Here is a 22,983-nt window from a genome sequence, read left to right on the forward strand (position 1 = left end):
AAGCTCAAAGTCCGATAAATTAAACTTTTTGCCTTTTGCCCTTTGCCTTTTGACTTGATTTAGCGTTCTGCAAGGCGGCCAGAGATGCTGACGGGCTTGCCAGCTTCGACATCGTTGCGCAGCTTGGTGAGCATGGCTTCGACTTTATCGGGCAAGACGCGGTTGTGAAACTCTAAGTTGGCTTGCAGCACGGGGGCTTGATCGCAAGCAGCAATACATTTCACGCGGCGCAGCGTAAAGACCTTATCCTTGGTCGTTTCGCCAGCTTTGATCCCAAGCCGATTTTCTAAGTCGGCGACCAGCTCTTCTGCGCCACAGAAGCAGCATGGCACGTCATCGCAGACATCGAGCACAATCTTGCCAACGTCTTCGTTATAAAAGAGTGTATAAAAACCTACGACCTCAAAAACATCGGTATAGGGCAAATCGAGAATCTCGGCCACTTCGCGAATCGAATCGCGATTCAAACGACCATAGACATCTTGGGCCAAATATAACAACGGCAACAAGGCCGAGCGTTTGCGATCAACTGGGTAACGGGCCAAAATTCCATCAATTTCAGCCTTGTGTTGTTCGTACAGCACCAGAGGCTCCTTACTTAACGATCCACTTCCCCAAGCACCGGATCGATGCTCGCAATCAATGCCACCAAGTCGGCCATCAATTTGCCTTTGGCGATGTGGGGCAAGGCTTGCAAATTAATAAATGAAGGTGCGCGGAAGTGGACACGCCATGGTTGGGGAGTGCCATCGCTCACCACATAACAGCCAATTTCACCCCGTGGTGATTCGATTGCCATATAGGCGGAACCACGCGGTGGGCGGAAGCCTTCCGTCCACAGCTTAAAGTGGTGAATGAGCGATTCCATGCTGTAGGTAATTTCGCTCTTTGGTGGTGGCGCAACTTTCCGGTTATCGGTGATGTAGGGCTGGCCATGCATTTGTTTCAGCCGCTCGATTGCTTGGCGGGCAATCTTGACGCTTTCGCGCATTTCTTGCACGCGGCAACGATAGCGATCGTAAATATCGCCATTTTGGCCAACTGGCACATCAAATTGATAGGTTTCATAGCCGCTGTAGGGCATGGTTTTGCGCAAGTCCCAATCGACTCCGCTGGCGCGCAGGTTTGCGCCCGACAAGCCGAGGGCAATCGCATCGGCTGCATTGACCACGCCTACGCCGAGGGTACGTTGCTTCCACAGCAAGTTGTTGGTCAACAAATCTTCGTATTCGTCGACCTTAGGCAAAAAGTGGGTTAAGAAATCTTCGACGGTTGGAATGAAGTCGGCGGGAATATCCCACGCCAAGCCACCAACCCGGAAATAGCTGGTCATCATACGTGCGCCAGTGAGCATTTCGAAAATATCGAGAATGTATTCACGTTCGCGCATCGCATAGAAGAAGACGCTCATTGCTGCCAAGTCGAGCGCGTGCGTGCCAAGCCAAACCAAGTGCGAGTTGATGCGGGTAATTTCCAGCAACAAAACTCGCAAGGTTTGAGCGCGTTCTGGCACATCTTGCTTCATCAACTTTTCGATCGCCGCCACATACACCATATTGTTCGACATTGGCGCAAGGTAATCCATGCGGTCGGTCAGCACAATCGATTTGGTGTAGGTTTTGGTTTCAATCGTTTTTTCGATGCCAGTGTGCAAAAAACCCACGTCGGGCGCAAGTTGCACCACGTTTTCGCCATTGAGTTCGACGGCTAGGCGCAACACCCCGTGAGTTGAAGGGTGTTGCGGCCCCATGCTCAAAATCATGGATTGCTCGCCGTTTTCATCAGGCTCGTTATCTAAGGCCACCGCCGCAATCTGCGAGGGGGTTGGAATTTCAATATTGGGGTACGCATGTGCGTGCATCACCATAGCGCATTACTCCTTCGCGAAGGGCTTATTGGCGTAAATCCAATCTTCGTTATGGGTGAAAGCCACTTCCTCATAGCCCAAGGGATGATCTTTGCGCTGTGGATGGCCTAACCAATCTTCGGGCATCAAAATGCGTTCGAGGCCAGGATGCCCAGTGAAGATGATGCCAAACATATCGTAGGTTTCGCGCTCTTGGAAGTTGGCGGTTGGAAATAGCAGAGCCAAAGTTGGGATGGTTGGGTCAGCTTCGGGCACTTCGATATGCAAGGTGACCCGCATTTTATTTTGGAACGAGGTTAAATGGACAACGACCTCGAAGCGTGGCTCACGCCCAAGGTAATCGACCCCGCAAAGTTGATTTAAAAAAGTAAAGCTGAGGTCTGGCTCATCGCGGAGCCAGCCAGCGAGTGCTGGCAACAGCTCACGTTCGACTGTGAAGCACAGATCGCCTGCTTCATCGCCAATGCGAACGGTAGGGAATTGGGCAGAGACGCGCTGCTCCAAGGTTGCTCTATCTATCATAGCTTCCTCAATGAAGAGTGACGTAGCCACGGCGAAACGCTGCTCCATTAAGAAGACAGCGTAATGATTGCCCCAAATACGGCGTAGGGCAAGGCGCTTGATCGCCGGTGATCAAGGCCGCTTGCCCCACGCTCAATTGGCGACATTTAGCCAAGTGGCTTAAGTGCGCCACGTTCTGCTTGTTCGACCCGAATCGGCTTGCCATCGGCGTGATCGGTAATTTTGTCGCGCTTGATCTTTTCGTGCAATTGCAAAATTCCGTCGATCAAGGCTTCTGGGCGGGGTGGGCAGCCAGCAACATAGACATCAACTGGCACAATTTCATCAACCCCTTGCACGATGGCATAGTTGTTGTAGACCCCACCACACGAGGCGCAATCGCCCATGGCCACAACCCACTTGGGCTCTGGCATTTGGTCGTAGAGGCGGCGCAAGACTGGGGCCATTTTGCGGCTCACCCGTCCAGCGACAATCATCAGATCTGCTTGCCGCGGTGAGGCCCGCATCAACTCAAGCCCAAAGCGTGACATGTCGTAATTTGAGGCTTGGCCCGCCATCATTTCGATTGCGCAGCATGCCAAACCAAACAACATTGGCCACATGGCCTTGGTGCGACCCCAGTTGACGACCCCTTCAAGGGTTGTGGTGACAATCCCCAAGTCGCCAGCTTTTTCTTCTAATCCCATCGGAGCGCTCCCTTCCGCCAGATGTAGATAAAGCCAACTAGCAGAATGCCCATAAACGCGCCCATTTCGGCTAGCCCAAATAGGCCCATTTGACGGAAATAGAGTGCATAGGGCATTAAAAAGATAATTTCAATATCGAACAAGATGAACAGCATGGCAACTACATAGAAACGGACTGGCATCCGTTGCATTGCTTCGCCCAGCGGGGTCATCCCCGATTCGTAAGGGATGAGTTTGCGCTTTGTTGCCTTTTTGGGGCCAAGGATGGCTGACAGCACCAAGGCTGCCACTGGAATAACCACCCCTACAACAAAGATAATGAAGATCGGCAAAAATGGCCGTAGCATAAGCTGCTCCTCCGGCACGGACACAATCGGCATAAAGAATTATATCCTTATTGATGATTGTGTCAAAAAGGACAAAGTAGGCTCACCCGCGTTTTGCGGCAATCTGACGCGGCTAAATTGACTTTGCGTTCTAGCCCCTATCATACTCGATTCAGCCAATTTTGAGTAGCGCTATAAAAGGATGAAGGATGAGGGATGAGGGATGAATGCCAGAAGGCAGAAGTCAAAAGTCAAAAGGAAAATTGGGGAAAAGAATAAAGAGGGGATGAAATCAAAAGTCAAAAGGCAGAAAGCAGAAGCCAAAAGGCGAAGGATCAGGGGTCGGGGGCTGGGGATCGGACTTTTAACGCAGCGGCGCAAAGCGATTGAATTATGAGGGATGAAATTTAACGCAGAGGCGCAGAGAGTAAAGTAAGGATGAAGGATGAATTATGAGGGATGAAATTTAACGCATCGGCGCAGAGGAGGTATGGCTTTGAGCTATGGGTTATTGGAACAATAATCAAACTAATCTGTGCAATCTGTGGCTAAAAACATCCTTCGCGATCTTCGCGTTCTTCGTGGTTTCAACCCTTCGTGGATCACATGCTTAACGCAGCGGCGTAGAGAATTAAAAGCTTATTTTCTCTGCGCCTCTGCGTTAATCGCTACTCTACCTTGGTATGCTACACTCAACACTATTAAACCCATAGAAGGGAGAATGTGATGCTAGTACTTTTTCCTGCCGAACCATTTAATCTGCCTCAGGTTGAGCCTGTCTATATTGCGGAAGCGGCGGCTGCCCAACAGCTTGGCCTAGCGTGGGCCGTGATCGATCTTGAAGCGTTAATCAATGGCGCGATCACGCAGGCCTTGCGCCGCGTGCCCGTTGCCGCTAGCCCAACTGTGGCCGTCTATCGCGGTTGGATGCTGAGCCTTAACCAGTATCAGGATTTAGCCCAAGGCTTGGCGGCGCGAAATTATCAATTAATTAACGACCCTGCCAGCTATGCCCATTGTCATCATTTGCCCAATGTGTTGCCATTGCTTGGCGACCAAACTCCAGCTAGTTTGGTATTTCCACAGGAACAAGGCTTGGATGCAGCGAGCATCGCCCAACAAGCAGCAGGCTATTTTGGTCAGCAAGCACTGATCATCAAAGATTACGTGAAATCGCGTAAGCACGAATGGCATGAAGCTTGTTTTATTCCCAATGCCAGCGACCAAGCCCAGAGTGCCACGGTGATTCAAACGTTTATCGAGCGCCAAGGGGCCGATTTGGTTGGCGGTGTGGTGTTGCGGGCTTGGCATGCGCTAGAAATTTGGCAAACCCATCAGCAAAGCGGCCTTGCCTTGGCCTACGAATATCGGAGCTTTTGGCTGGATGGCAGGCTGTTGTCGGCCACGCCCTACTGGGATCATCAGCCAAGCCAGCCAACCCCTGATTGGGCGCGCTATGCCGAGCTTGCTCAGCAAGTCCAAAGCCGTTTTTGGACTTTGGATCTGGCACTAACCCAAACAGGTGATTGGCTGATTATTGAGCTTGGCGATGGTCAGGTTTCAGGCTTACCCGACCATGCCAATGCTCACGAATTTTTGCAGACTTTGGCTCAACGCTTGGCTGCATCGTGACGGGCAAACCAAGCTTCAGCTTCGGCCACGGTGGCGCAGAAATAGCAAAAACCACGTTTGTTCTCTTCGTAGGCCATTTCGGCAAAATATTGGCTATGGGGATAAGTGGTTAAATCCACAATAATTGCTGCATGAATACCATATTGGCGCAGCTTGGTTAAAATTTCGCCAGCCTCACGGCTGCTTAAATCAAAAAAGCCTGGGGTTAAATTTTCAGGATACAATACTAAATTCTCGCAACTTTCGCCCAAGCTATATTCTATAATCAGGCTAATATCACTCAGTTTTTGCAAAACTGGTTGCTGTTGTGGCCCAATCAGGTAGCGTAGGGTTGGCTTTTCGACAAGCAGAAGCTCCATGCACAATTCTCCTTATTCTACAAGTAACATATCAACTGGGCTATTGAACCATACATACGCACAACAGGCCTAGGCCATTGGGTGCATTTGCGCTGGGCTTTAAGATGGATTTGCTGATTGTTAAGCGAAATACTGCAAAATCTCACCAAGTTCTTAGTTAGTTGGCACGAAGTTTGCCCGCTTGCTATGCTACAATGGCTTTTATGAAGCGCGATGAGATTCTTATGCTTAAAAAATTTCCTCAAGTGGCATTAATTGTGCTGCTGTTAGCGAGTTGTAGCCGCGATGTTGTCGGCCAACCAACGCCCACGCCGCTGCCGTCTCCTGGCCAATTGTTGCAACAAGCAGAGCAACATCAACAGGCCGATCAAGTTGATCAGGCCTTAAGCGATTATCAACAGGTGTTGTTGCAATATCCCGATGCGCCCGAAGCGCGGGTTGCCAAGTTTGGCATTGGCTACAGTGCCTTTTTGCGCCACGATTGGCCAGCAGCATGGTCGCAATTAAGCTCGTTCATCAACGAGCAAATTCATGATCAATGGCATTTGCGGGCCTTGTTTTTGCTGGGCCGCGTAGCCGAAATCCAAGGCGATCATACAGTTGCCATCCAAGCCTATCAACAATATGAAGATCTTAAAGGCTTGTTGAGTGGCTATGCAGCCCAGCGCCGCGCCGCCCAACTGCAAGCAACCAACCAAACCGACCAAGCAATTGCGGCCTATGCTGCCAGCGGTCGCTACGATATGGCTGGGCCTGAACGGGTTGCGAGCCTCAACAAAGCGCTCGAATTTTATGATCAAACTGGTCAGCCAGCCCAAGCTCTAGCCCAGCTTGAAGTAATTTTGAGCTTTGCCCGCACACCGAGCTTTCGCGCCACAACCTTGCTTGATGCAGCTCGGAGAGCACAAAACTTGGGCAATATGGAACAAGCCAAAACATGGCTGCGCGAAATTATCAACCAGCACCCAACCATGGGCGAAGCACCAATTGCGCTTGATGAACTGGCAGCCTTGGGCGAATCAACCCCAGTGCTTGCTGCCGCAGGCATTGCCTACAGCCATGGCGAGTATCTTGATGCGGTGAGTTTGTTCGACCAAGTGCTTGCCAATGGCCTGAGTGGCGAGGAAGGCGCTGAAATCGAGCGCAAACGGGCCTTAGCCTTGCGCCAACTTAATGATTTTGCTGGCGCACAAGCAGGCTTCAATAGCATTGCCGAACGCTTTGCTGATTTGCCAATTGGCCGCCAAGCGCGGCTTGATGCGATTCAGACCCAAGGCCAAGCAGGCGATCGTGAAGGCTCGCGTTTGGCTTATTTGGCCTTTGCCGAGAGCTATCCCGACGATCCATTAGCACCAGAAGCCTTGCGCCGCGTGGTCGAAATTACCTCGTGGAGCGGCGATCCTGCTGCGACGGCCAATGCCCAAATTATGCTTGGCCAGCGCTACCCATGGAGCCGCGAGGGCCAACAAGCCTTACATGCTGCTGGGCGTTATGCTTGGGATACTGGCCAAGTTGAGCAGGCGGCAGCTGTTTGGCAATTGCTGGGCGATAGCAACATTGGCCCACCGCGCGCCGAAGGCTATTATTGGCTTGGCCGCTTGGAAATTAGCCGTGGCAATCGCGAAAAAGGCGAGCAATTGTTGCGCTCGGCCCAAGCTGCTGATCCAAATTCGTATTATGCGGCGCGGGTTGCCGATGCGCTTAATATCAACGATGGCGACCAATTGCCGATTGGTGCACCGATTAGCCCCGAGGCCGAGCAAGCAGGCTGGCAATGGATCGCCACGTGGTCAACCGCGCCAACCAGCGATACCTTGGATACAGAGCCATATAGTTTGCGCGCCGAAGAATTAAGTTGGACCGATTTGCATAGCGAAGCCCAAGCAGAGTGGATTGCGGCCCGCGATGCAGCCTTGGATAATCCATTTAGCATCTATCGGGTAGCCTTGGCAGCCATGCGCAGCGATAAGCCGTATGCGGCGGTAACTACGGCTCAGCGTTTGGTGCAACTTGCGCCGATTGAAGCTGGCGAGCCAAGCATGGCAATTCGCCAATTGCTCTATCCAACGCCCTATCCAAGCGCCATGATCACCAAGAGCCAGGAATTTGGGCTTGATCCACGAGTGTTGTATGCCTTGATGCGTCAAGAGAGTATTTTCAACCCGAATGCAACGTCGTGGGTTGGGGCGCGTGGTTTAGCCCAAGTAATGCCAACCACAGGCGAGGGCATTGCCCAGAATTTGGGCATCCAAGGCTTTAGCGTTGATGATTTGTATAATCCAGTGACCTCGATTCGCTTTGGCGCTTATTATATCGATGCCCAAATTGAATATATGAATGGCAGTTTGCCTGGCGCGTTTGCGGCTTATAACGGCGGCCCCGGCAATGCAGAGCGTTGGGCTGATGGCCGGATTGTGGCCGACCCTGACCGTTTTATTGAAATTATCGATTATGCCGAAACGCGCCACTACGTTGAGATCGTGTATGCCAACTATGGAGCCTATCGGCGCTTGTATCAGCAACCGTAAAGAGCATAGATCTAAACAGTTTTGATCCACGAAGGGCACGAAGGACACGAAGAACGTTTTAGCCACAGATTAGCCCAGATTATTCACTTCCTAGAGCCAAAAGCCAACAGCCTATAGCCTTGATTGCTCTGCGCCTCTGCGCTAACGAATTGATCCACGAAGCACACGAAGGGCACGAAATTGGAACCACGAAGACCGCGAAGAGCGCGAAGGTTAAGTTCTGATCCTATGTTCTCTGCTCTTCAGCCTTCATCGTTTTCTGTTCTCTGCTCTTTGCCCCTGTTTTGATTTTCGCCTTCTGCCTTTTGATTTTCTTTTCATCCTTCATCCTTTTCTGTTCTACGCTCTTTCCTTTTTTGATTTTTGCCTTCTGCCTTTTGATTTTACGTTCATCCTTCATCCTTATCTTATGGTATGCTTACAGTATTTGTCAGCCGTACCAGAGGGATGGTCTATGCTCAACGTATCGAATGATCTGCGGGTATTTTTAGAAACCCAAGCCAGCGTTGGCGACGATTGGCTGCCACCAACCAAAATTCGAGCGCTCTACCTGAATGATCCCGCAGCGATTTGGCTTGAGCATCATGGCGCAGCCCATGGCTTTGTGCCCGAAACCCTCAGCTATGCCTTTTTGGATTTTTTGGCCGAAAAAGGCCAGCAATTTGAGCAAGCATGGCTTAAACGCAACGCTCCCGAAGCAGTGCAGGTGTGTGATCAACCCTACGAGGGTCGCGAAGCTCAGCGAGTGCTGCAAACGCTTGATCTGATGCAAGCTGGCGTGCCGGTGATTGCCCAACCAGCCCTGTGGTGGCCTGCTGAGCGAATTTTTGGCACCCCCGATTTGATTGTGCTCAGTTCGTGGTTTCGCGAGCGCTACCCCGAACAAGCGCATTTGGTCGGCGAAACTGAGCATTATTTGGTGCTCGATTTGAAGTTCTCCAGCAATCTCGATAAGCGCGAGAAGGCTGCCGATTTGAGCTGCTACAGCGCCCAAACCCGGATGTATAGCTATATGTTGGGCCAGATTCAGGGCATTATGCCCCAACACGCCTTCTTAATTACCCGCGATCGTTTACATAATCCAATTCCAATTCCAATTGAAGTGCAGCTTGGCCAGCCGCTTGATGCTGATATTCGTCAAAATTGTGAGCGCTATGTTGAAATTGTGCAGTTTGGTGGCCAATATGTGCCGTGGAATGACCCAATTGTGCAGCTGAACCCCAACGTGAGCGATGAACGCTGGAGCAAAGCCCGCGCCCAAATTCGCCAACGTCAACCAGGCGGCGAGATGTTGCGGCTGTGGAATATTGGGCCAACCGCGCAACAAAAATTAGTCAACGCTGGGATTACCACTTTGTTGGGCTTGATGAATGCAGCTAGCCAGAGCATTCCCAAGGGCATTATGAAGTTTCCCGACCCCATGAAGGCGATTATGCAGGCCAATCACACGGGTGTTGCGTTGCGTGCACCAGGCATTGCCCCAGCCGCCAAACAATGGGAATTTTTTGTTGATTTCGAGTTTTTCAGCAATCTCAATGTTGATTTTGAGCAGCAATGGCCCCAGCTCAAAGGAACGCCCATGATCTTTATGATTGGGATTGGTTGGCTGACTGATGGGCAATGGCACTATCGCGAATGTATTGCCGAGCGCGAAGATCATGCTGCTGAACAAGCAATTTTGGCCGAATTTATTGCAATTTTACAGGCCCAAACCAACAATCAACTCGACCAAGCTGTGCTTTACCATTGGCATAATGCAGAGCCAGTTGAATGTCGCCATGCTGCTGTGCGTCATCAATTGCCCAACGATCATATTTTGCTCAATTTGCCATGGTTCGATTTGAAAAATGTGCTGGTTAATAATGCTTGTGCTGTGCCTGGTGCGTGGGATTATTCGCTCAAAAGCATTGCCAAAGCCTTGGCGGTGCTTGATGCTCAATATGACCCAGCATGGCCAACCGATTTGGCTGATGGTGCGCAGGCACAGTTAGTTGGCTGGTATGCTTATCGCCAAGCTGAGGCACGGACTAGCGCCGAAATGCAATTGCTTAGCCGCTATTTAGAGGCCGATTGTCGCGCCACATGGAAAATTTTGGCTTGGCTACGCGCCGACGATGGCGCTCATTGATCGAATTTAGCAATGGGGGCTGCATGGGTTTGTGCAGCCCACCTCGCATTAAACAGCTTGCAACACCAAATGCTTCCATGGAGCCAGCGCTAGCTCGCGAATTTTGCCCTCAGCAACGCTATATAGCTCGCCTGTATTCACATCGCGGTACTGGGTTACGCTTGGCAATTGGCCATGCAGCGGTAAATCGAGCGCCCACGGGGTTTGATTATTGTTCAGCACAATCACAAATTGGCTTTGTTCATCCCAGCGCGCGCAGGCAAAAATATTCATATCGTTGTCGGCGAACAGGGTTGCATAACGGCCAGTGCGTAAGGCTGTGTATTCGTGGCGAAATTTGACCCACTGCTTGGTCCAAGTTTGCAGCTCTGTTTGCCAGGTTTGGGGTTGATCCCACGGGAAACAGCGGCGACAATCGGGATCTTTGCCGCCATGCAAGCCGATTTCATCGCCATAATAAATACATGGCGCACCTGGAAAGATTAATTTGAACAGCACCGCTAATTTCATTCGCTCCAAGGCCCATTTGCCCGCGCCCTCGGCAACGCTCAAAAAGCGCGCAGTATCGTGCGAGCCAAGCAAATTAAATTGTACGTAGGTTACTTGTGGCTGATAACGCACAATTAAATGGTCGATTCCTGCTGCAAAATCGCCAGCACGCATGCTATAGCTGGCAAAGAAATCAGTACATAAATCACGAAAGAGATAATTCATCACTGCATCAAATTGATCGCCTTGGAGCCATGCTGAGCCGTCAGTCCAAATTTCGCCCACAATATAAGCTTCTGGATTGATAGCTTTGACGATTGTGCGAAACTCACGCCAAAAATCGTGATCATCAATTTCGTTGGGCACATCCAAGCGCCAGCCATCAATGCCCAATTCAATCCAATAGCGCGCTACATCGAGCAAATATTTGCGTACCGCAGGATTATCGGTATTGAATTTTGGCAGCTCGCGAAAATCCCACCATGTGCGATAATTGGCAGGATAGCGTGATTCGTAGGGATGAATTGGAAAGCGCGAGACATGAAACCAGTTGGTATACGGTGAATGCACACCATTTTCAATCACGTCGTGGAAGGCGAAAAAACCACGGCCACAATGATTAAACACCGCATCGAGAATAACTTTAATTCCACGCTGATGCGCTTCGTTCAATAAGGTTTTAAATGTTTCGAGCGTGCCAAAATGCGGGTCAATCTTGAAATAATCGAAGGTATTATATTTATGCGAGGTTGTGGCTTGAAAAATTGGGTTAAGATACAAGGCATTAATACCTAAATCAACCAAATAATCGAGCTGATCGATAATTCCTTGCAAATCGCCGCCCATGTAATTATAGAGGGTTGGGCTGGTTCCCCACGGTTGCACATTGGCTGGATCATTGCTGTGATCGCCATTGGCAAAGCGCTCAGGGAAAATCTGATAAAAAACGGCATGCTTGACCCATTCGGGCGTTTGCCAAGCGCTGGTTGTCATAAGTGCTCCTGTTGGTTGTGGCTTCGCAGCGTATGGTACCACAAGCAAGCAGGTCATTCTAAAAATCGGCATGGATACACATCCATGCCGATTAATGACGTTGCATTCGATTAACTTAGTGGTTGCGGCGTTTGACGAAGCGCAATTTGAATGAATTGTCGGGGGCGGGCGTAGGCGCAAAGACCTTTTTGAGCTTGTAATCAATTGGGTCGGCTTCAAACTTGGCGTAGTGCAGCAAGGCAGCAGTGGTCAGCATAATTTGCACTTCGGCCAGGCCAGCGCCCAAGCAGGTGTGCGAACCAGTGCTAAATGGGGCAAACGCGCCGGGAATTCGATGCTCGTTGCGTGGCGCAAGATAGCGATCAATATCGAATTTTTCTGGCTCAGGGTGTAGCTCTGGCAAGAAATGACCAACCGTGGTTGCCACCAGCATGCGCGTGCCTGGATCAACTCGATAGCCGCCAAATTCAAACGGTGCTTTGACCGTGCGCGGCACTGCTGGCGCAATCGGATACATACGGAAGTTTTCGAGCACCACCCGATGCAGGACATCCATTTTGCGCAAATCGGCTGGCTCGGGCACGCCATTAGCAAATAGCGCATCGGCCTCGGCCTCGACTTGTTTGTAGAGTTCGGGCTTGGTGGTCAAAACATACATCAAAAACGACATCGTATTGGCTACTGTGTCCAAACCTGCGATGTATGGTCCCAAGGCAGTCATCACCAAATCGCCTTCGGGCATCAGGGTTGGATCATTGGTTGCGGCAATAATATCGTCGATCAAGCTTGGTGGACGATTAGGATCGCGTTTGCCATTGCGGTGGGCATCGAGGACTTTTTGACTTAATTCAAGGCTACGGTCGCGGGCGCGGCGATATTGCGGCAATAGGCGCAGAAAGCCTGGGCGTTGGCGGGTGATGTGGGTCATCAAGGCAATGCGCACAAACGTCCGCACATCGTCGATATACTCGCCTGGGCCTTGGCCTGCGATCAACATGCCTAATTCATCAGTAATTAAGCGCTGGAGTTGCGGGACGGTCACCTGCGATGTGCCAACCGGCCATTGATCCAAAAAGCCATTGATGACATTCAGCACTGCGGGAAACTGGGTTTCGATGGTTTGGCGACTGTAGCCGCGTTTTTCCAAAGCCCGCAGGCGTGAATGTTGCTCACCATCAACACTAATTAATGATTGCGATGCGCCCATTTCAGCATCGAGCGAGTGCCAGGTATCCCATGAGCTAAGATGCTTTGATGCTTCGCGAGCTAGAAACAAGCAAGCCTCAGGGCCAGCGATCACCGTAAATTTATTATTTAAGGCCTTAATCCGAAAAATTGGGCCAAATTTTTGATATTGCTTGACCATAAAATCGGTTGGATCGCTGAGCATTGCCTGCATGCTGCCGACCAAGAATGAGCCATCGGCAAGAGGAGGCAATGGCGCATCGGTTGGGCCACTCTTCCAGATCATCTGTTGGACAGTCATAACACCTCCGCAAATCCTTAAAAAGGTTCAGCATAGCTCTCATCACTATAACACGAAGTAATTGGCATTGACTAGTATATTGATTCACGAAGACATAGACCCGCGAAGAGTACAAAGTTATTTTTTAGCCACGAATTGCACGAATCGCACGAATAATTATTATTTTTGCTACAGATTCACAGATGTTGAGGAATATGATCGTGCTCTCCCAACGCCAATAGCCTATAGCCATACTTCCTCTGCGCCTCTGCGTTAAAGCCTTACCCTTACTATCTCCAACCACCTAGCCCCTGATTACTTTTGAATTCTGGTTTCATCCCTCATAATTCATAATTCATCCTTATAAGATCAGCGGGTTATATCCGACTTTGGGCGGTAGTGAGCTTGGCGAAAATCAACGATACTAACAAGGTCTTAACCAGCAAATCTGAGCTACCTGGGGTGAATTTATGGGTTTTATTATGGATGGGCTTGATGCAGAGGCCTATGACCGTACCTATAGCGATGGTCAACTCTTGCGTCGCATCATGCACTATTTTACGCCTCAACGCCGCGCCATGGCAATTGCGGCAGGGGCGATTTTTTTGAATGCGGTGCTCGATACAGCATTGCCAATTTTTGTTTCAATCAGCCTTGATCAGCTGCAAGAAAACCGCAACATGAGCACGTTTATCTATTTGGCAATTGGCTTAACGCTGATCGCGACCTTGGCGTGGGTGTTTAATGCCGTGCGCCAGCAACTTTCTAGCCGTGCGGTTGGCGATGTTGTGCTCGCCCTGCGCGAAGATGCCTGCGATGCTGTGCTTGAGCGCGATATGTCGTTCTACGATACCTTTCAATCGGGCAAAGTCGTCAGTCGGGTCAACTCCGATACCCAAGCTTTTTCGCAGGTGATGACGCTGACGCTTGATTTGCTTAGCCGTTTGTTGCTGGTCAGTTTGTTGATTGGCTATCTGTTTACAATCAATGTCACGTTGACCTTCACCATGCTTGGTTTTGCCCCGATTATCTTTTTCTTCGCACTGGCTTTTCGTAAAATTGCCCGCACGACCATCACCCAATCCCGGCGTATGACGGCGACCGTCAGTAGCCACATTCAAGAAACAGTCAGCGGGATTGGGGTGGCCAAAACCTTTCGTCAGGAGCCAGTGATTTTTCGTGAGTTTCACGAAGTCAACGAGAAATCACGCAGTGTCAACCAAAAAACGCGCTTTGTGTTTAGCAGCATCTTCCCGTTGATGAATGGCTTGGCCGGGATTGGTACGGCCTTGCTGGTTTACTGGGGCGCGGTGACAGTTGATGCAGGCAGTTTGTCGGTTGGCGATTGGTTCTTGTTTGTCCAAGGGCTGACCATGTTTTGGTTTCCTTTGACCAGCATTGCATCATTCTGGAGCCAATTTCAATTGGGCTTGGCTGCTGGCGAGCGGGTGTTTGCCTTGATCGATGCTGAATCGAATGTGGTGCAAAATAACAAGCTTAAACTTACACCAGTGCAAGGCCGCATCAACTTCAAAAACGTAAATTTCAGCTATACCCCCGAAGAGCCAGTGCTGCGCAATTTCGCGCTCGAAATTCAGCCAGGCGAGACAATTGCCTTGGTTGGGCATACTGGTTCGGGCAAATCGAGTATTGCCAAGTTGATCGCCCGCTTCTACGAGTTTCAGGGTGGCAGCATCGAAATCGATGGCGTAGATATTCGCGATCTCGACCTTGGCGATTATCGCAGCCAATTGGGGATTGTAACCCAAACCCCGTTTTTGTTTGATGGCAATGTGCGCGAGAATATTCGCTATGGCAAGCCCGATGCCTCTGACGAGGAAGTGCAAACCGTGGCGCGCCTCGTGGGCGGCGGCGATTGGCTTGGCAGTTTGCCCAACGGTTTAGATACTGATGTTGGCGAGCGGGGCGGCAATCTTTCGCTTGGGCAACGTCAATTAGTGGCGTTGGCGCGGGTGCTGTTGCAAGATCCAGCAATTGTAATTCTCGATGAAGCGACTGCCAGCATCGATCCGCTGACCGAAGCGTTGATTCAAGAAGGGCTTGATGTGATTTTGCAGAATCGTTCGGCGATTGTGATTGCCCACCGACTTTCGACTGTGCGCCATGCGGATCGGATTATTGTGCTACGCAAAGGCGAAATTATCGAGACTGGCAGCCACGAGGGCTTGCTCGATCAAAATGGCCACTATGCAGAGCTGTATAACACCTACTTCCGCCACCAAAGCCTTGAGTATATTGAGTCCAGTGTAAAGTATGAGGGATGAAGGATGAAGGTACGAGCATAGAACATAGAACATAGGATTCAGGGGTAGTTTTAACGCAGAGGCGCAGAGGAAGTATGGCTCTTGGCTATGGGAACAGAATCGAATACATCTGGGCTAATCCTAAAAAATAATCATTCGTGCAATTCGTGGCTCAAAACGGAGCCTTCGTGCTCTTCGCGTGCTTCGCGGTTCCATTTTTCGCCCTCTTCGTAGATCAAAAAACGCCGATCGCTGGTGCATGCCAACGATCGGCGTTGCTGGTTAAAACTTTATATTGGGGCTTGAATAGACGCGGGCAAAATTGCGCAAGACACTATTGTGATGGGCAATAATTTGGGCTGCTTTGAGCGCTTCGCCATCGAAGGTGCTGTGCGCATCGGCGGCAAGGCTTACCCGAAAACCTCGCGACCATGCAGCGCGACAAGTGGTGTCGATACATAATTCGGTTTGAAAACCAGCCAACACCAGATGTTTAATCTCGCGTTGGCGTAGCATTTCGGCCAAATCGGTGTGCAAAAAGGCATTGGGGGTTTCTTTTTGCAGCACCAAATCGCCAGCTTGCAATGTGCAAACCTCGTGTAACTGCCAGCCTGGGCTACCTGGCGCATCGGGATCATCGGGGCCGCCATTGTGTTGCACATAGACGATGGCTGCATGATTAGCGCGGGCTGCGTTAATTAATCTTTCGATTGCTGCCAACACGCGTTCACTTGCATAGACGGTTGCCTCTGGTGTGAACAGATTGAGTTGAACATCCAGCAACACTAAGGCGGTTTGGCTCATTACCACTCCTCGCGTACATCAGCGGCACAACGAAAGCCAACCTCAAAATCGGCATCATTGGCAGCGGCTATATTACGATTCGCACCACGTAAGGCATCTGGCGAACAAGACCATGAGCCGCCGCGAGTGACACGCAAGCCTGCACTAGTGGGGAAATCACGGCCATCACCTGGGTCATAAGGATAGCGTTTATAGGCTGTATCCGTCCACTCCCAAATATTGCCAGCCATTTCTGCCGCGCCACATGGGCTATCGCCTTGGGGTGAGTAGGCTCCGATTGGCACGGTGCCGCCAGCGCCGCCATCGCGGGCATTGGCCCGATTCGCGTCCCACTGATCGCCCCACGGATAGACCCGCTTATGGCCGGTTGTTGCATCCCATGTTGCAGCTTTTTCCCATTCTGCTTCGGTTGGCAAGCGCTTGCCAGCCCACTGCGCATAGGCTCGGGCCTCATCATGGGTCACTTCAACCACCGGATGATCTTCGATAATATGTGGTGGCAATGGCCCACCCCAGTAGCGTGGCGGGGTTGTGCCAGTTTCTTGTACAAAGCGCGCATAATCGGCACAGGTTACTGGAAAACGGTCGATCAAAAAGGTTTTGAGATCAAGCCGATGCACCGGAACCTCATCAGGGTCATTGCCTTCGCTGCCCATCGGCATGACGCCAGCCATCACCCGCACCATTTCGCGGTTATCGCCTTCCCACATTATGCCATGCGGCAGGCGTTCGGCCCGCAATTCGCTTGGGACTTGCAATGGGCGACTTGGTTTGCCAGCATTGGTGCTTGAACGAGGCTGCGTACCAATCCGCGGCTGACTAATCACCGCTGATTCTGCTGCTGATTCTGCTATGGCATGCGCTGCTGCCTGCATGCTGCGGGCACTAGCGAATTGGGCGACCACGGCAGGTTGGCTGATACTGACCGCCTGATCTTGCTCAAGCACGCGCTCGAAAACCATATGTAAGGCAGCAGCGCTCGGCGGGCGATGCTCTGGCTCAATCGCCATAGCCCGATCGACGGCGCGAGCCATCAAGACTGGAATATCAGGCCGAGCTTGTTCGACGGTTTGCATCGAAATGCCGCGCAAGCGATTTGGTGCTTCTGGCGGCATTTTGCCAACCAACAGATGATAGAGTGTCGCACCTAGGGCATACAAATCAGAACGGGGATCGGTTCCTTGACCCAAATATTGCTCAATTGGTGAGTAGCCGCCAGAATAAGCTTGGGCTGCGCGATTGGTGGCTGTGCCATCGCGATATTCTTTAGCAATCCCCAAATCGATCACCATCAAATCGCCATTGGGAGTTAAGCGCAAATTGGCTGGCTTAATGTCGCGGTGAATAATTGGTGGGTCTTGGGTGTGCAAATAGGTCAGCACATCACACACAATTTTGCCCCACTCGGCCACCGTGCGCCATGCAAGCATCGTTTCTGCTTCATCCATCAATTTTTCGAGATCTTTGCCGGGCACAAATTCCATCACCAAAAACTGCGCCCCGCTGGGATCAGTAAAATAATCGGTGACTTTGGTCATGCTCGGGTGGCGCAATCGGGCTAGCAATTGGGCCTCGGCCAAAAATTGTACATGCGCCGATTGGTCAAATTCGTTATTTTCTTTGATCGCGCAGGGAACTTTAAGCCGCAGATCAATTGCGCCATAGACTCTACTGAAGCCACCAGCCCCAATAAAAGTCATAATTTTATAGCGCTCTTGAAGAATAGTCCCGCGCCGCAGGGTGCCACTTGCTTCCCGTGGAAGGCTAGCAATCACCGGAGTTGGGGCAAGCGTCCCACAATGCGAGCAAAATCGTGCGCCTGGCGCAAGCAACATTTGGCAATTTGTACACGCTAATGCGTTCATAACACTACTCATCTATGGTTAACAGCTTTGGGTTGGTTTGATTATAGCAGTTTGCTCTAAAGCAAAGAGTGTACCAAGGTCAAGCTCTCTTGCCACCTGAATGGGGGATAAGGCCTACCCTTGGAAATTACTCATCAGCCTAGATATTCAGCTATTAGTACTATTCCCAAGCCAATCAATAATCCACTACAGCCGCGCATAACCCACCGATAGGCCGCACCTTGCAAAAACCGCCGCGAACGAGCCACAATCTCAGACAGCAGAATTTTGCTGCCCAGCAACAAAAGATAAAATACCAGCAAAAAACTGACAGTCGCGAACCACCCGTATTGGCGTTGAATTGTGATTAGCAGTGGCCCGCCGATTGGTAACCAAAACAGCCATGGATGCGGATTAAGCCAATTGGTGATGAGTGCACGGCCTAAACTGCCCCAGGCTGCACCGTTGGCCTCAGTTTGGGGCTTGGCTCGCCATGCATCAATCCCCATCCAGATTAAGAATAGCCCACCAGCAAGCCCAAGCCAACGATTAATACTTGCTGGCAAGGCATTGGCCACAAACAGCGCAATCAATATAATCGGCGCATCGGTGAGCAATGGTGCGCAGGCCACCAAATAGCCTGCGCGGCGGCCATGTTCCAAGGTTTCGCGAATCACTAAGCCTAACATTGGTCCAGGTAATAAGCCAGCAGCTAAACCCAACCCCAAAGCCTGTAGCCAATATTCAATCACCAGTTTGGCCCTCGATTAATGCTGATCGTCGGCCCAGCGTAAGCGTGCCGCCAAGCCAGTTGGCGCATCATCGTGATAATGGCGAATTGTGGCGACAATGGTTGGCGAGCAACCAGCCGCTGCTGCCAAATCGGCTCCCAACGGGCCATGGTGGGCATAGCGATAGATTGAACGACACCACCAACGTGGCTTTTGGGCGGCCCAAGCATAACATTGCGGGGCAAGCTGCTTCCAAACTACTGCAATTCCATACCACAGCAACGATACTGGCTGGCCTTGACGATCTACCTTACCAGTGTCGTGATACAAGGCCAGATGCAGCAATTCTGCATCCTGCTCGCCAGCAGCAACCAAGGTTGCATAGACATCAAGGCAATGGCGTTGATCATAGAGCGGCATCCGTTCAAATAATGGATACTCGTTGCTGGCCAGAATTTGGCGCACCAAGGCGCGTTCAGCAGGCGTTACCGTAGCTCGCAAGGCTGCCCAGAGTTGGCCTAAGCGCGTGCGCGCACTCATGAAAACTCCTAGGCTTCAGCGTGCTCGTGGCTATGGCCAACTGCATGGCAACAACCAGACACAGGTAACACGATCCGTTGAAATAATTGGAAGATCGGCGCAATCATCGCATCCAAAATCCGTGGGTCAAGATTAAGCCGCGTCAGATTGAGCCGACTCAGCATCCATGGCAAGATGATCAAAATCATCAGCACAATATTGGCTGGGCGGCGCAAACGCTCCATCGGCGTGGCCCAACCTTGCGGCAACAAGCCAGCAAAGGTGTTAAAGCCATCGAGCGGTGGCAAGGGCAGCATATTAAAGGCTGCCAAGCCAATATTGGTCATAATCACGTAGTAGAGAAAGTTATACAGTTGGGGAGACATCCACGCGCCGCCATCGATGTACAACGGAATTGCAAAGATTGAGGCCAGCAATAAGTTGCTGGTTGGCCCTGCCAACGACGAAAGCGCAAAGCCTCGTCGCCCCCAGCGAATCCGAAAAACATTGATTGGCACTGGTTTGCCCCACGCCATCGGCGCATAACCCAGCATCACAAATAGCATCATAAATGCGCCCAGCGGGTCGAAGTGCACCACCGGATTAAGCGTAACCCTGCCTTCTTGGGCAGCAGTTGGGTCGCCCAAACGCAATGCCACAAACGCATGCGAAAATTCATGCACCGTTACGCCTAAAACAATCGCCACCAAGCGCATCACAAAATCGTTCATATCCATTTGCATACACGGCTCTCCCCACGAGCAACAGCATTATCAGGCTGTATCCTACCACGAAATAGCCGCGCCTAAATTGCAATGCAACTGCCAAGAATCAGTTGGATTTCGGTTGTTGGAGGTTGAGGGCTGGAACTATGCGAATCCAAAGCAGAAACTGGTACAATTGCTGCCAGCTGTATTTGAATTGAAGGAATGTGCAATGCCAATTCGTGGATGTTTGATTGATCTTGATGGCACGATTTATAGCGCTGGCACGATTATCGAGGGAGCAGTGGCGGCAATCGAGCAATTACGGGCTGCTGGCTATCAATTGCTCTTTCTGACCAACACCGATTCACAATTGCCCGCAACTTTGGCTGCCAAACTGCAAGCCCGCGACATTCCAATCCAAGCTCATGAAATTATGAATCCCTTGCAAGCGATTGCTGAATATTTGAGCCACAGCGAGCCAAATTTATCTATTCTGGCGCCCCAAAGCGTCAAAACCTGGTTTGAGCAACAATACCCGCCCCAGCCAGATCAGCCAGTCAGCCATGTTGTTTTAGCCCATTGTGGTGAAGTTGATGGCTATAATAGGCTTAATCTGGCGTTTCGGCAGCTCTTGGATGGTGCAGAATTCCTGGTGAGCCAGCCAGGCCGCAATTATCTGAGCAGCACGGGCCTGAATCTTGATACTGGCGCGTTTGCTGCGTTGTTGGAATATGCGAGCCAAACCAAGCCGACGATTCTTGGTAAGCCAACCAAAGCCTTTTTTGAACAGGCGCTGCATGCATTGGAATTATCAGCTGAGGAAGTGGTGGTGGTTGGCGACGATTTAACCACCGATATTGTGGGAGCTTCCAACAGTGGGATGGCCAGCGTTTGGCTGCGCACTGGCAAGGGCCAACAGCAACAACTAACCGCTGATCTGCCCCAACCAACCTGGACACTGGCGAGTATTGCCGAGTTACCAGCCCTTTTGGCCGAGGTTAATCGTTGAATTGATGTGGGTTTGAGCTCCTTCACCTCTAGCCCTATCTTTCGCGGATCAGTTTGTAACAATCATCAATGATCACCACCCTTCCGTCCGCCTCAAGGCGGGAAACGCAGGAGGATTAAAGCCCCCTGCACCCCCTCAAGGACAATTGGTGCTGGTCAGTCATCCACCGATGAACCTCAAAATCAGTGGTTCGCAACCGAAACTTACTTTTATAAGCCAGCTCCTTCGCCCACTGAACTTGAGGAAGCGCCTGTTTTCACTGCGAATTATGCAAGAAGCACGCGGGCGAGCGGTTGGAGTGAGGGAATTGGCAGCTTACTCAGCCTCAACGACTGCCACGGTACAGCGCGAGACACAGATCAAACGATCTTGGTCGTCGCTGATGCGAACTTCCCAAACTTGGGTGCGGCGCCCGCGATGCAATGGCGTGGCCACACCAGTGACTACGCCGCTACGCACTGAACGCAGGTGGTTGGCATTGATTTCGACTCCAACAACCAGTTGGTTGTTGTGCATCACATTGGCCCAGCCAGCAACTGAGGCCAGCGATTCGGCCAAAACCACCGATGCGCCGCCATGGAGCAAGCCAAATGGTTGATGCACTTTGCGCTCAACTGGCATCGTCGCCACAACCCGATCCAAACTGACTTCGGTAAAACTGATGCCCAGCGTGTCTGCAAGCGTGCCCCGTTGAAACTCGTTCATGGCGCTTACATCAGGCAAATCGGTCATACACCCTCCTTGGTGCTGATTGCTCGTAAAGCAACATAGAAACTTGAACCTTGGTTCGGCACACTGGTTGCCCAAACCCTGCCACCCATTGCGGTCACGAGGCCTTTGACAATCGCTAAGCCCAAGCCTGTGCCGCCAGTTTCGCGAGCGCGAGCTTTATCGGTGCGATAAAAGCGCTCGAAAATGGTCGCTGCCTCGCTTGGGTCAAAGCCCGCGCCAGTGTCGTGAACGCCCAAAATAACTTCACCAGCACTTTGGCGAGCAGTCACGCGAATTTTACCACCTTGTGGCGTGTAGCGAACCGCATTTTGCAAGAGATTAACTAAAACTTGCTGTAAGCGTGATGGATCAGCGTGGACGTAAGCTAGCTGCTCGGCGCTCTCGTTGGCTAGCTCTAATTGTTTTTCGCGCGCGGCCAATTGCATGCGATTAACCACCCGATTGACTACTTCGTGCGGCTCTAGCTCAACAGGATTGAGGCTCAATTGGCCTGCATCGGCCAAGGAAAGGGTGCGCAAATCTTCAATCAGATGATTAAGCTGTTGCACTTCCTCGCCCAATGAGCTAATCACCGCAGGCGTCGGTTTGCTTACGCCATCTTCGATGCTCTCAAGCTCAATTTGCAGTACGCTCAAGGGTGTGCGCAGTTCGTGGGCGATGTCGGCAACCATTTGGCGGCGCACCTGCTCAGAGCGCTGTAGCTCGTTGCTCATCGAATTAAAGGCTTGGCTTAATTCGGCAATTTCATCGTTGCCCGACTCGTCGACTTGCACCGAGCGCTCGCCTTGGGCCAATTGATGCACGGCAGTGGTTAAGCCGCGCAAGGGAGCAGCCAAGGTGCGCGCCAAGCGAAAGCCAATCGCCAAGGCTAGAAGCGCAGTAATTGCCCCCGCCAGCCAGATATTGCGCCGTACCATGCTCAAAAAATAATCTTCATCTGCGCCAAATTGGCCTTCGTTGGGCCGCACAATCACCGTGCCAATCACCGTGCCATCAGTGGCACTAATTGGCTCGCCGCGCTCAATATCGCGTTGGGTAACGTTGGCTGGCTGTTTGTTGGCTTTTGGGCCGCGGCCACGGCTATCAAACACCACCTCGCCTGCGATATCGACGACAATAACATGGCGCATTTGCGGCAGCATGAAGGGTCTCGGGCCAAGCTTCATACAGCGCTGGCCATTAAAATCCCAGTTGCCAATAATCTCGTAGCAATCGGCTAGAGCAGGGGCGAACTCTTGGGCTGCTTGTTTGGCCTGTTTTGTAGCAAGATCATTAAAATAGCGATTGACGGTGACATTGGCCACCGCCGTGATTAGCAAAATTGCAACGAGCGCAACTGCAATGTGGGTTAATAATAATTTTCGTTGCAGTTTCATGG

General features: G+C 51.2%; 21 protein-coding genes. 5 read left to right on the plus strand and 16 right to left on the minus strand.

All coding sequences use genetic code 11. From position 1 onward, the window contains the following. Positions 1 to 59: 59 nt before the first annotated feature. The 5 genes from SE18_RS09155 to SE18_RS09175 all read right to left on the minus strand — a co-directional run bounded on the left by SE18_RS09155 (position 60) and on the right by SE18_RS09175 (position 3,422). Complete coding sequence (locus tag SE18_RS09155; protein WP_152976594.1) at positions 60 to 584, minus strand: complex I 24 kDa subunit family protein; 525 nt, start codon at positions 582 to 584, stop codon at positions 60 to 62. A 14-nt stretch (positions 585 to 598) separates the two neighbouring features. Next, a complete protein-coding gene (gene nuoD / locus SE18_RS09160; RefSeq protein WP_054534144.1) occupies positions 599 to 1,867 on the minus strand; it encodes an NADH dehydrogenase (quinone) subunit D in 1,269 nt (422 codons plus the stop codon). A gap of 6 nt (positions 1,868 to 1,873) precedes the next feature. Then, positions 1,874 to 2,389 carry an NADH-quinone oxidoreductase subunit C gene (locus SE18_RS09165; protein ID WP_054534145.1) on the minus strand — a complete coding sequence of 172 codons (516 nt, stop codon included), beginning with the start codon at positions 2,387 to 2,389 and terminating at the stop codon, positions 1,874 to 1,876. Between the two features lie 146 nt (positions 2,390 to 2,535). After that, complete coding sequence (locus SE18_RS09170) at positions 2,536 to 3,075, minus strand: NADH-quinone oxidoreductase subunit B (RefSeq protein WP_054534146.1); 540 nt, start codon at positions 3,073 to 3,075, stop codon at positions 2,536 to 2,538. Then, positions 3,066 to 3,422, minus strand: coding sequence for an NADH-quinone oxidoreductase subunit A (locus SE18_RS09175; protein ID WP_054534147.1), 357 nt, complete (start codon positions 3,420 to 3,422; stop codon positions 3,066 to 3,068). The genes SE18_RS09170 and SE18_RS09175 overlap by 10 nt, the downstream gene beginning before the upstream one ends. A 705-nt stretch (positions 3,423 to 4,127) precedes the next feature. Between SE18_RS09175 and SE18_RS09180 the strand changes: the two genes are divergently transcribed. Then, entirely contained in the window at positions 4,128 to 5,033 is a 906-nt protein-coding gene (locus tag SE18_RS09180) for an ATP-grasp domain-containing protein (RefSeq protein ID WP_054534148.1), read from the plus strand. On the opposite strand, the gene SE18_RS09185 is transcribed toward SE18_RS09180, so the two are convergent. Continuing rightward, complete coding sequence (locus SE18_RS09185; RefSeq protein WP_054534149.1) at positions 5,012 to 5,392, minus strand: DUF4180 domain-containing protein; 381 nt, start codon at positions 5,390 to 5,392, stop codon at positions 5,012 to 5,014. The genes SE18_RS09180 and SE18_RS09185 overlap by 22 nt on opposite strands. A 224-nt stretch (positions 5,393 to 5,616) precedes the next feature. Between SE18_RS09185 and SE18_RS09190 the strand changes: the two genes are divergently transcribed. Beyond that, the gene (locus tag SE18_RS09190) at positions 5,617 to 7,920 is read left to right on the plus strand and encodes a transglycosylase SLT domain-containing protein (protein WP_054534150.1); all 2,304 of its coding nucleotides are present in this window, start codon (positions 5,617 to 5,619) and stop codon (positions 7,918 to 7,920) included. A gap of 226 nt (positions 7,921 to 8,146) precedes the next feature. Here SE18_RS09190 and SE18_RS27460 read toward each other — a convergent pair whose 3' ends face one another. Then, positions 8,147 to 8,320 carry a hypothetical protein gene (locus tag SE18_RS27460; RefSeq protein WP_160319490.1) on the minus strand — a complete coding sequence of 58 codons (174 nt, stop codon included), beginning with the start codon at positions 8,318 to 8,320 and terminating at the stop codon, positions 8,147 to 8,149. A 54-nt stretch (positions 8,321 to 8,374) separates the two neighbouring features. Between SE18_RS27460 and SE18_RS09195 the strand changes: the two genes are divergently transcribed. Then, positions 8,375 to 10,048 (plus strand): ribonuclease H-like domain-containing protein, encoded by a 1,674-nt coding sequence (locus SE18_RS09195; RefSeq protein WP_054534151.1) that lies wholly within the window; start codon positions 8,375 to 8,377, stop codon positions 10,046 to 10,048. A 48-nt stretch (positions 10,049 to 10,096) separates the two neighbouring features. Here the strand turns inward: SE18_RS09195 and SE18_RS09200 are convergent, their stop codons facing one another. Both SE18_RS09200 and SE18_RS09205 read right to left on the minus strand, forming a co-directional pair. Further along, positions 10,097 to 11,530, minus strand: a complete 1,434-nt coding sequence (locus SE18_RS09200) for a glycoside hydrolase family 13 protein (protein ID WP_054534152.1) — start codon at positions 11,528 to 11,530, stop codon at positions 10,097 to 10,099. A gap of 115 nt (positions 11,531 to 11,645) precedes the next feature. Next, positions 11,646 to 13,016 (minus strand): cytochrome P450, encoded by a 1,371-nt coding sequence (locus SE18_RS09205; RefSeq protein WP_054534153.1) that lies wholly within the window; start codon positions 13,014 to 13,016, stop codon positions 11,646 to 11,648. A 449-nt stretch (positions 13,017 to 13,465) separates the two neighbouring features. Here SE18_RS09205 and SE18_RS09210 point away from each other — a divergent pair, with 449 nt between their 5' ends. Next, positions 13,466 to 15,280: an ABC transporter ATP-binding protein gene (locus tag SE18_RS09210; protein WP_054534154.1), complete on the plus strand. Its 1,815-nt coding sequence runs from the start codon at positions 13,466 to 13,468 to the stop codon at positions 15,278 to 15,280. A 261-nt stretch (positions 15,281 to 15,541) separates the two neighbouring features. On the opposite strand, the gene SE18_RS09215 is transcribed toward SE18_RS09210, so the two are convergent. The 5 genes from SE18_RS09215 to SE18_RS09235 form a co-directional block, all read right to left on the minus strand. Then, complete coding sequence (locus SE18_RS09215; protein WP_054534155.1) at positions 15,542 to 16,063, minus strand: cysteine hydrolase family protein; 522 nt, start codon at positions 16,061 to 16,063, stop codon at positions 15,542 to 15,544. Then, on the minus strand, positions 16,063 to 17,928 hold the full coding sequence (locus SE18_RS09220) for an SUMF1/EgtB/PvdO family nonheme iron enzyme (protein WP_054534156.1): 1,866 nt from the start codon (positions 17,926 to 17,928) through the stop codon (positions 16,063 to 16,065). Before SE18_RS09220 ends, SE18_RS09215 begins: the two co-directional genes overlap by 1 nt. Before the next feature lie 134 nt (positions 17,929 to 18,062). Continuing rightward, positions 18,063 to 18,659 (minus strand): LysE family translocator, encoded by a 597-nt coding sequence (locus tag SE18_RS09225; RefSeq protein WP_054534157.1) that lies wholly within the window; start codon positions 18,657 to 18,659, stop codon positions 18,063 to 18,065. Between the two features lie 15 nt (positions 18,660 to 18,674). After that, positions 18,675 to 19,178: a hypothetical protein gene (locus tag SE18_RS09230; protein ID WP_054534158.1), complete on the minus strand. Its 504-nt coding sequence runs from the start codon at positions 19,176 to 19,178 to the stop codon at positions 18,675 to 18,677. Positions 19,179 to 19,186: 8 nt separating this feature from the next. Beyond that, entirely contained in the window at positions 19,187 to 19,900 is a 714-nt protein-coding gene (locus SE18_RS09235; protein ID WP_054534159.1) for a site-2 protease family protein, read from the minus strand. A 193-nt stretch (positions 19,901 to 20,093) separates the two neighbouring features. Here SE18_RS09235 and SE18_RS09240 point away from each other — a divergent pair, with 193 nt between their 5' ends. Next, the gene (locus tag SE18_RS09240) at positions 20,094 to 20,873 is read left to right on the plus strand and encodes an HAD-IIA family hydrolase (RefSeq protein WP_152976595.1); all 780 of its coding nucleotides are present in this window, start codon (positions 20,094 to 20,096) and stop codon (positions 20,871 to 20,873) included. Between the two features lie 315 nt (positions 20,874 to 21,188). On the opposite strand, the gene SE18_RS09245 is transcribed toward SE18_RS09240, so the two are convergent. After that, positions 21,189 to 21,605, minus strand: a complete 417-nt coding sequence (locus SE18_RS09245) for a hotdog fold thioesterase (RefSeq protein WP_083469802.1) — start codon at positions 21,603 to 21,605, stop codon at positions 21,189 to 21,191. Then, the gene (locus tag SE18_RS09250) at positions 21,602 to 22,981 is read right to left on the minus strand and encodes an ATP-binding protein (RefSeq protein WP_054534161.1); all 1,380 of its coding nucleotides are present in this window, start codon (positions 22,979 to 22,981) and stop codon (positions 21,602 to 21,604) included. The genes SE18_RS09245 and SE18_RS09250 overlap by 4 nt, the downstream gene beginning before the upstream one ends. Between the last annotated feature and the right edge of the window lie 2 nt (positions 22,982 to 22,983).

Origin of the sequence: Herpetosiphon geysericola, from assembly GCF_001306135.1 — a bacterium.
GTDB lineage: Bacteria > Chloroflexota > Chloroflexia > Chloroflexales > Herpetosiphonaceae > Herpetosiphon > Herpetosiphon geysericola.